The sequence below is a fragment of the Scytonema hankhaensis NUACC26 genome, from assembly GCF_045865695.1.
Lineage (GTDB): Bacteria > Cyanobacteriota > Cyanobacteriia > Cyanobacteriales > Nostocaceae > Scytonema.
This window is the reverse complement of the sequence record NZ_BAACAP010000059.1, coordinates 1-9039: the sequence shown is the minus strand read 5'-3', so window position 1 is coordinate 9039 and position 9039 is coordinate 1. Positions and strand designations below refer to the sequence as shown.

At 40.1% G+C, this 9039-nt stretch carries 7 protein-coding genes and 1 pseudogene; 5 read left to right on the top strand and 3 right to left on the bottom strand.

All coding sequences use genetic code 11. The features are described from left to right. Nucleotides 1-322 precede the first annotated feature (322 nt). Together ACKTT2_RS01460 and ACKTT2_RS01455 are read left to right on the top strand one after the other, a co-directional pair. Nucleotides 323-1183 carry a glycerophosphoryl diester phosphodiesterase membrane domain-containing protein gene (locus ACKTT2_RS01460; protein ID WP_407883230.1) on the top strand — a complete coding sequence of 287 codons (861 nt, stop codon included), beginning with the start codon at nucleotides 323-325 and terminating at the stop codon, nucleotides 1181-1183. Nucleotides 1184-1270: 87 nt separating this feature from the next. Then, nucleotides 1271-2050: an RDD family protein gene (locus ACKTT2_RS01455; RefSeq protein WP_407883228.1), complete on the top strand. Its 780-nt coding sequence runs from the start codon at nucleotides 1271-1273 to the stop codon at nucleotides 2048-2050. 76 nt (nucleotides 2051-2126) lie between these two features. On the opposite strand, the gene ACKTT2_RS01450 is transcribed toward ACKTT2_RS01455, so the two are convergent. Next, nucleotides 2127-2924 carry a DUF1868 domain-containing protein gene (locus ACKTT2_RS01450; RefSeq protein ID WP_407883226.1) on the bottom strand — a complete coding sequence of 266 codons (798 nt, stop codon included), beginning with the start codon at nucleotides 2922-2924 and terminating at the stop codon, nucleotides 2127-2129. Nucleotides 2925-3013: 89 nt separating this feature from the next. Here ACKTT2_RS01450 and holA point away from each other — a divergent pair, with 89 nt between their 5' ends. Together holA and ACKTT2_RS01440 are read left to right on the top strand one after the other, a co-directional pair. Beyond that, nucleotides 3014-4000 (top strand): DNA polymerase III subunit delta, encoded by a 987-nt coding sequence (holA, locus tag ACKTT2_RS01445; RefSeq protein ID WP_407883224.1) that lies wholly within the window; start codon nucleotides 3014-3016, stop codon nucleotides 3998-4000. A 112-nt stretch (nucleotides 4001-4112) separates the two neighbouring features. Further along, nucleotides 4113-4580 (top strand): DUF4168 domain-containing protein, encoded by a 468-nt coding sequence (locus tag ACKTT2_RS01440; protein ID WP_407883234.1) that lies wholly within the window; start codon nucleotides 4113-4115, stop codon nucleotides 4578-4580. 546 nt (nucleotides 4581-5126) lie between these two features. Here the strand turns inward: ACKTT2_RS01440 and ACKTT2_RS01435 are convergent. Continuing rightward, on the bottom strand, nucleotides 5127-5729 hold the full coding sequence (locus ACKTT2_RS01435; protein WP_407883232.1) for a helix-turn-helix transcriptional regulator: 603 nt from the start codon (nucleotides 5727-5729) through the stop codon (nucleotides 5127-5129). Nucleotides 5730-6203: 474 nt separating this feature from the next. After that, a complete protein-coding gene (locus tag ACKTT2_RS01430; protein ID WP_407883222.1) occupies nucleotides 6204-7922 on the bottom strand; it encodes an ATP-binding response regulator in 1719 nt (572 codons plus the stop codon). A 159-nt stretch (nucleotides 7923-8081) separates the two neighbouring features. On the opposite strand from ACKTT2_RS01430, the pseudogene ACKTT2_RS01425 reads away from it, so the two are divergent. Next, nucleotides 8082-8901, top strand: a pseudogene (locus ACKTT2_RS01425) (Rpn family recombination-promoting nuclease/putative transposase). Nucleotides 8902-9039 lie beyond the last annotated feature (138 nt).

Genomic DNA, 9039 nt, shown 5'->3' with positions numbered 1-9039 from the left:
GAGATTAATAAGTTTCCTTTTCTTTTCTCCGAGGTCATCCCTGTATATGTCTATACATTTCGACCAACGAATCGCACCTATCTTCAATTGTCATGGTTCAAAAAGGAGCTTAGACTCCGATCTACCAACACCATTTTTGCTATGGGTTTTTCACCTATGCTAGTAGTCAGAGTAATATACCATGCTTTGGAACGGACACAATAAGTTTTAACTTGTTGTGTCGGGTTTCATTTTCTCGTTAAAACTGAGGGGTTCTCACTCTCCCAAGCTATTTTTGATAGCATCAAATTCACTGCTCTACTCGATAAAAGTCTTTGAAATTATGTCCCATAATCCCGGTTCTCCTAGCCCTATACAGCCTCTCAGTCTTGGCAATGTTGTCAGTGCAGGACTGAAATTATACAGTTCTCATCTTAAGTCTTACCTTACGCTGGCATCTGTTGCTTATTTATGGATATTTGTACCTGTCTACGGCTGGGCGAAATGTTCGGCAACTTTGGCTTTAATATCCCGTTTGGCATTTGGTGAATTAGTCAGTCAACCGGAAAGCGTTGAAAGTGGTCGTCGTTTTGTGAATTCACGACTGTGGCAGTTTTTAGTTATGGGTTTATTAATGTTTGCCATTGGTATAGGGTTGGCTATAGTTATAATAATACCCTTTGCTATTTTTGCTGGAATTTTAACTGGTATCTTTGTTGCAAGTCAGACAAGTGGTGCAACTGTTAATCCTGTAATTGTCTTAACAATTGTGTTATTAACACTTCTTTTACTACCAGTTTTTATAGTAGCTATATTGTGGGTACAAGCCCGGTTTTGCCTTGTTGAAATTCCTCTAGCTGTTGAAGACAATGTCGATGGAACTTCAACTATTAGTCGGAGTTGGGAATTAACAAAAGGACATGTGTGGCGAATTGCGGCAATTCTATTTGTCGCCTATTTGATTACTTTTCCCATACAACTTCCGTTCACTTTTGTCAGTGCTATTCTTCAGGGAATAGTAGAAACTGTAGCTCAAGATAAACCGGGCTATGCCGTACTCTTATCTTTGTTACGTCTAGTTATTACTTTGGTAGGCGCTGCATTGGTAGTCCCATTTTGGCAGTCAATCAAAGCAGTCATTTACTATGACTTGCGAAGCCGTCGCGAAGGTTTGGGTTTAAGAATAAGGGATTCAGAAATTTAATCAGTGACCAGTGACCAGTGACTAGTGACTAATGACCAGTGACCAGTGACCAATGACCAGTGACTAATGACCAGTGACTAATGACTTATGCATATATTTAATCGTGTAAAATTTAGGACACCAGAGAGTGTAGAACTAGAATTTACTCTGGCTGGTATCGGCAATCGTGCTTGGGCTTTATTAATTGATTACCACGTTCTAGCTGCTATTATGGTGGCATTTATTGTCACATGGACAACGATTACTGTTCAATTGAATGAGCTATGGACATCTATTTTTGGTAGCAAAGCCGCTCTTTGGTCGATCGCGATCGCATCTTTGATTGGCTTTACAATTTATGCGGGATATTTTGTTATTTTTGAAACGCTTTGGCAAGGTCAAACTCCTGGTAAACGAGTTGCCAAAATTCGTGTTGTTCGAGATGATGGTAGACCTGTAGGTTTGCCACAAACAACATTACGAGCTTTGCTAAGACCGATTGACGAATTTTTATTTATTGGTGCTTTTCTGATTATGTTTGCTCGACGTGAAAAGCGTTTGGGGGATTTAGCAGCTGGTACTATTGTGATTCAAAATCAAGTTGTCACTAAATCGAGGACTTTTACCTTATCAGAACAGGCAAAGCAAGAGGCAGATAAATTGCTCCAAATTGCCGATTTATCAGTTATGTTACCAGATGATTTTGCTGTGATTAAAGAATATTTGCATAGACGAGGTGGTATGACTGCAAAAGCAAGAGCTTCAGTAGCTTCGCGATTAGCTAAAGATGTTCAAGAGATTCTTCAATTGGAAACTGTCCCAGAAAGCACTACTCCTGATGTGTTTTTGGAAGCAATTTACATTGCTTATCAAAATTTACGGGGATAGTGGTTGGTAGGGGCGCAAGGCCGCCGCGCCCGTACAGTGGTTAGTACCTACCAACAACTATCAACCAACAACTAACTCATCCAAAATTCAATATTGGCCAATCTGGTTCCCGATAATAGCGAGTCATGTCGTCGAATTTTCTTAACTCAGCGCGGTGTACGAGAAATGCGGGTGCATTTTCTATCCATTGCTGATTGAGATTATCTAATATGGATGCTAAACGATCGCGGTCTATATTGGAAGAAATTTCCCCAAAGTATCCTAATGTAACGTGTGCTGTTAGGTGATAATGTTGTTCAATTCCTAATGGCAGAAGATTGGAGTTTTGATAAATTGTGCGACGAAAGTTAAGAATTTGTTCGTAGGAGTACTTATCCTGGGGGATTAAACATACGCCTATGGCTCTTGGCATAACTGTTAGCCCTTGCATTTGCCAGCGGATTGGTTGAGTGGGGGGTACTATCGATCGCTGGTACTGTTGGAAAATTTCTGTAAAGAGCGATCGCAACTGCTCGTCGAACTTTGGATTCTTTTCACAAGCGTCTCGGTAAGCATTATCCCAAATTAAATCTGCCAGTGTCACGTGAAAGCTAGCAGGAGGGACTGGTACAATGACTTCTGAGTCGTTGACAGGTAACTTTAAAAGTTCTTCCTGGTAGTTTTGTAAATATTTGTAAAATCCTGTGTTTTCTGAGTCCTCTTCCTGGGGAGGGGTCATAACTGTATAACCGGGAAAAGGGACTGCTTCTCTTTGTCCAGTCGGAAGCGGCTGAAATTTGGCAGATTCCTGAATATGCTGGATTTGTGTTCTGTAGGCTTCTAACAGCGTCATCCGCGCTACTCTATTTAAGTAAGTTTGATAGTTGTCGTCCAACCTATATATCCTCGCACTCTCTCGCTTATTGATTGTAGGCAACACTAGTCAACTTCACGACACGATTTAAGAAGTATTTAGTTTTCGATATGCCAATCCATGTTTACTGGGGAGAGGATGATTTTGCTATCGAGAAGGAAGTTTCTCTTCTGCGCGATCGCTATCTCGATCCATTGTGGGCTAGTTTTAACTACACTGTACTGTCCTCTGATGACACAAATGCCCCAATCCAAGCGTTAAACCTAGTCATGACACCTCCATTTGGTGCGGGCGGGCGTTTGGTGTGGCTTCCAAATAGTACCATTTGTCAGCAATGCCCGGAAAGTTTGCTCTCTGAATTAGAAAGAACTTTGCCCGTTGTTGCGTCTAACTCCCACTTATTGCTAACAAGCAGCAACAAGCCTGACGAACGGCTTAAGTCTACCAAACTCTTAAAAAAGTTTGCTGAGTTTCGAGAATTTTCTCTTACACCACCTTGGAAGACGGAAATTCTCATACAGTCTGCTAAGCAAGCCGCCCAAACTGTAGGTGTCAAACTGACTGTTAGGGGTGTGGAGATGTTAGTGGAAGCAGTGGGCAATGATACACGCTTACTATATAACGAACTCGAAAAGCTACGGCTTTATGCTGAGGGGAACGCGAAACCTTTAGATACAGACGTTATTGCTCAGTTAGTTAAAAATACGACTCAAAGTAGCCTAAAATTAGCAGAGGCAATTAGAACAGGAGATACAGTTCGAGCTTTAATAATGTTGACAGACTTAATGAATGCTAATGAGCCTCCTTTACGGATAGTCGCTACCCTCATCGGTCAGTTTCGCACTTGGTTGTGGGTTAAACTGATGATGGACAGTGGAGAACGCAATGTTCAGGCGATCGCAAAGGCTGCAGAAATAGCCAATTTTAATCGGGTTTATATTTTGCAGAAAGACGTTAAGTCTATTTCGGCGAAGCAACTAATCGCCTGTTTACCCCTGCTACTAGATTTAGAAGTCAGCCTCAAGCAAGGAAACTCAGAAACATCGATACTACAGACTAAAGTCATAGAACTTTGTCAAGTCTGTCAGGGAAAATAACATTAAAAATCGAGTTCAGTACAGAAGAGTACGGGTTTATGGAACTTCTCCCTCACAAAATAATTCAGAGTAAATTAAGATATCCCTGCTGTAGTTGTTTTGTATAAAGATGATGAAGAAAATTATCCATCGCTCGCTCCGACTTAATTTAATTCGGATACTCTCCCAGTCTGTTTTTGTAGGAGTTATTGCTACTGCTAGTTTAGTTTCTAGCGTTTGGATATTAAACTCAAAAGCCTATGCTCAAAATCCATCAACAGTTACAGCCAACGAAGTAACCAGTTACGCTAAAACAATGTTAACGATGGAACCCTTACGCCAACAGGCTTTTGATGAAATCAAACAGATGATTGGTAGCAAAGACGTTCCTCAAATAGTTTGCAATGATAAAAACAGTTTTAACAATTTGCCAAATAAAGCTAAAGATATTGCAGTTAATTATTGTCAGCGTTATCAAGAAGTTGTCACAGATAATGGAATGACCATTAATAGGTTTAATCAAATTACGGTAGAAGTCCAAAATAATGAAGACTTAAAGCGGCAAATATATAATACATTACTGCGCTTACAAAAAAAATGAATTCTTAAACAATGGAGCTAATAGTACTTTCTAGTTCCCAATACCTAATCCCTAGTTTCTATTTCCAATATAAACGTAAAAAGTCAAAAGTCATTTCATTCTTTGACTTTTGACTGAGCATAAAAGATATCCCGTTTCTGTAGTAGACCTCTTGTAAAATAACTCAATGGCTAAAATCATAAAACTACAAAGACACAATTCACCTAAATAGCTCGTAGATAAGAACTACGAACAAGGAAGCACATGGCTTGAGCCACACTCCTAACCTCCAGTTATGGAATTTGGCACTTGAGTTAGCTGTGTAGATTCAGACTTTAGCCTCAAAGGTTGAGATGATTTTTACAAGGTATCTAAGATTACAAGATAGAGGATTATAGTTTGTAAGGGTAGTACCCATAAGGGTACTGTTTGATTTAAACTTTTTTGAAAAACACCATTCCAACTTAATTAACTGGTCACTGGTTACTGGTCACTGGTCACTGGTGAGTCCAGTCTTGCAGGCGGGTCTCCCGCCGTAGGGAACTGGCGAACCCGGAGGGTCACTGACTACTGGTCACTGCTATGTCTTTTAGCATGAATATTTTTCATGTGTTTTTTAACAGTATTAATAGTGATGTAAAGCTGGTTGGCAATTTCTTTGTAGCTAAACTTAGCTCGATAAAGACACCAAATTTCAGCTTCTCTTGGTGTTAAATCGTATTTTTTAATCTCTGTAAGAGCAATATTTTTGAGAGATTCATATCTATTCTCAATAGTTATCAAAAAACAAGAATGATGTAATTGATCGACATTTAGCCATCTGACTCTTACTCGAAAAACAGTAGCTTTATCTAAAGCTATTTCATTAGATAAAACAATAGATTCTTCTGGAAAAGAATTTTTATTTTCTAGTAATGATTTGCAAAGATTCCAGATAGCAGTTGGTACGACACTAGAGTAAGAATCATTTTTATTTAATTGAGCTAGAATATGACGAGCTGATGTATTAGCGTGAATAAGTTCGCCTGTTTTTGTTAAAATCAATATACCGTCTTGTAAACTCTCAATCACTTCTTGTAGGAAAGATGCTGCTTGTACGTCATAATACTGAGTCTCATTTGGTTGAGTTTGAACTGCTTGTGTTGTAAATGTTTTTGTTATCGTTATCATATAAGGTGGCTCTTCTTGCTCAACACTATTGATTAGTAGTTTCATTTAAATTGAGATATGCACCTGATTGGGTATTGGGGATTGGGAACCGGACATTGGGCATTGGAACAGAATTATTTTCATACTTAGTTGTGAAATTTTTATATGAATGACTGACTTGTAAGTATTTCCCCTGAAGTCGTTACAGTAGAAAATAAAATGACTGTATTAGATATTACAGAGTCTTTTGCGCTCCCATGTTTTCAAAAGTTTATGTAGTTTTTATTAAGACTTTTTTAAATACAACTTTGAAACTACCTATTTCGGATGTATGAGACTCCTGTTTGATTTTTGAAATATACGTAGTAGGTAGGGCTAAAGCCCACCAAACGATTCTATTGGTGGGCTTTAGCCCTACCTACAGTACTTAAAAATTTTCACAAATCATAAATTATTCCTGTATGTAAGTAGTCGTTGCTAGAAAGCAAAGTTAACTCATTGCTTTTTGCCTAATAGTTGGGCGATCGCTGTCGCGATTTCGGCTGGTTCAACTGGTTTGGGGACGTGCATTTGAAAACCAGCTCCAAGGGCAAGTTGGCGATCGTTTTCTCCTACATATGCTGTCAGAGCAACAGCTGGGATTTTTCCTCCTTGCTCTTGCGTCATCGATCTAATCTGACGCAGCAGAGTGTAACCATTTATCTTTGGCATCCCAAGATCGATTAACAGTATATCTGGCTTTGACTGTGCCAATGTTTCTATCGCTCCTGTTGCCGATTCCACTGCATTGACATTAGCTCCATACTGTTCGAGAGCAAAAGTGATAAATTCTCGCGTACCAGCATCATCCTCTACCACTAGGACTTTTATATTGCTTAAATCTATAGAGGGCGGAGGTGTTTTGGGGTTTGGGTTTATCTGTGGAGGAGCTTTTATCAGGGGTAGTTTGATGATAAAGGTTGTACCCTTTCCAACACCAATACTTTCTACCTCGATTGTTCCGCCGTGAGCTTCGACTATTTGTCGGGAAATCGCTAGTCCCAACCCTAAGCCACCGAATTGGCGCGTTATGGAACTGTCTTCTTGGCGGAAACGGTCAAAGACAAAGGGTAGGAAATCAGGATGGATGCCTTGTCCCGTATCGCTAACGGTAATGTGGGCGTAGCGCTCCACTCGTTGTAGTTCTACTATAATAGAGCCGCCTTCTGAAGTAAACTTGATGGCATTTGAAAGCAAGTTCCAAAAGACTTGTTGCAATCTGCTTGCATCACCCATGACTGGTTCCACAGTTGCTTCCAGTACTGTCTTGATATGAATTGATTTTGCTTCAGCTGCCAAACGAACTGTTTCAAGAGCAGCAGCGATCGGCACAACCAATGTCACTGAAGTTAAATTAAGTGTTAATTTGCCCCGCACAATTCGCGAAAGGTCGAGCAGATCGTCAATTAATTTTGCCTGACGTTTAGCATGCTCCTCAATTGATACCATTGCCTGTTGAAGTTTTGCTTCCGGTAGCTTATTTGTTTGCAGCAGCTTTGACCAACCCAGAATTGGAGTGAGAGGAGTTCTGAGTTCGTGGGAAAGCATTGCCAAAAACTCATCTTTTATTCGGTTTGCTGCTTCTGCTTCCGCACGGTTTGCCTGTTCCCGCTGGAGTAGAGACTCGCGTTCTTCCTCCATGCGTTTGCGGGCAGTAATGTCACGTTGAATGGCAATAAAGTGTGTTATGGTTTGGTTGACATTACAAATAGGGCTAATATTCCATTCCACATAAAATTCCGTGCCGTCTTTGTGGTAGTTGATTGCCTCACCGTGAAAAGGTACTGCCTCAGATAGATGTTTACGCAAGTCATCTAGCAGTTCGCGATCTGTTTTGGGACCTTGCAACAAACGTGGAGTTTTACCCAGTACTTCCTCAATCTCGTAACCAGTCATTTGACTGAAAGCTGGATTGACAAAGACGATTTCAGGCCCAGGTGGGTCAAGTTTGGCTGTGGTAATAATAATAGAATCTTTAGATTGTTGTACTGCGGACAGTAGAAGTCGTATAGTTTCCTCTGCAACTTGCAAGTCCCTCATAGCGTAGCTCAAGTTCTCAAGAGCTTTTGTCAACCGACTTTGTTGGTCTGACGGTAATTTGCTGGCATTCTTTTGCAGTTCAGCTACGCGTTTCTGCACGTATTGAATCTGCTTCACAAACTCATCTTCGTTCACTGTTTCTCTTGCTTAGCGATCGCATCAAATTCTATTGTGAACCGTTATATCCAGCGCTTGCATTTATACTTGGAGAGATTTTAGATTAGGTTAGAAAAATAATAGTTTAAATGTACTATTTAGGATAGTGTAAATAAGCACTTCCATACTCTTTTGACCTTGGCTTACGATAACACCTGTAAATACCTTGCTGAAACTTACCCTGCTGAGTTCGCTCGATGGCTACTACAATCTGATACATCGGATATTCAAGTTTTAAAGACGGAACTGAATCTAGAACCGACTCGTGCTGATTCTGTTACCTTCCTACAAGTCGCTAACACGATACTGCACTTGGAATTTCAAACCCTGCCAAAATCGAAGGTTCCGTTAGATTTTCGGATGCTTGATTATTACACTCGGTTGAAACGGCTCTATGGGTGTGAGATTATACAAGTTATCATTTTTTTACAACAAACAACTTCACCAATTGTTTTTCGCTCCTCAATATGTAGATACAAACACAATCCACAACTATCGTGTTATTCGGGTTTGGGAAGAAGATCCAGCAACGCTATTGGCAAATCCAGGTCTTTTACCGCTAGCACCTTTGGCTAGAAGCAATTCACCCAGTACCTTGCTAAAACAAGTGGCTGCGGCTGTGGATATGATTGAAGAAACACAAGAGCAACAGAATATCTCAGCGTGCGTACAGCTTCTAGCTGGTTTGCGATTCAATCAAAATTTGATTCAACAGTTTTTTAGCGAGGAAGTTATGCAAGAATCAGTTATCTATCAAAGTATCCTCCATAGAGGCGAGCAAAAAGGAGAGGCAAAATTAATTATCCGTCTCTTAACTCGTCGGTTTGGCGAGCTTGCACTAGAAATAGAACAACAAATTCAGGGGTTATCCACTGCTGAGTTGGAAAATTTGGGTGAAGCACTGTTAGATTTTTCCAACACAAACGATCTAATTACTTGGTTAGAGAATAACTCTTAGTCAGATGAAGGATAAAGGATAAAGTATTAATTTTCTATCCTTTATCCTTGTCCGCACTCTTAGAGGTTGTTTGAAAAGTGGTTGGCTGTGATTTTCATCACATTATTACCCCCCTTAGTCCCCACGCGTGAAAGGGGG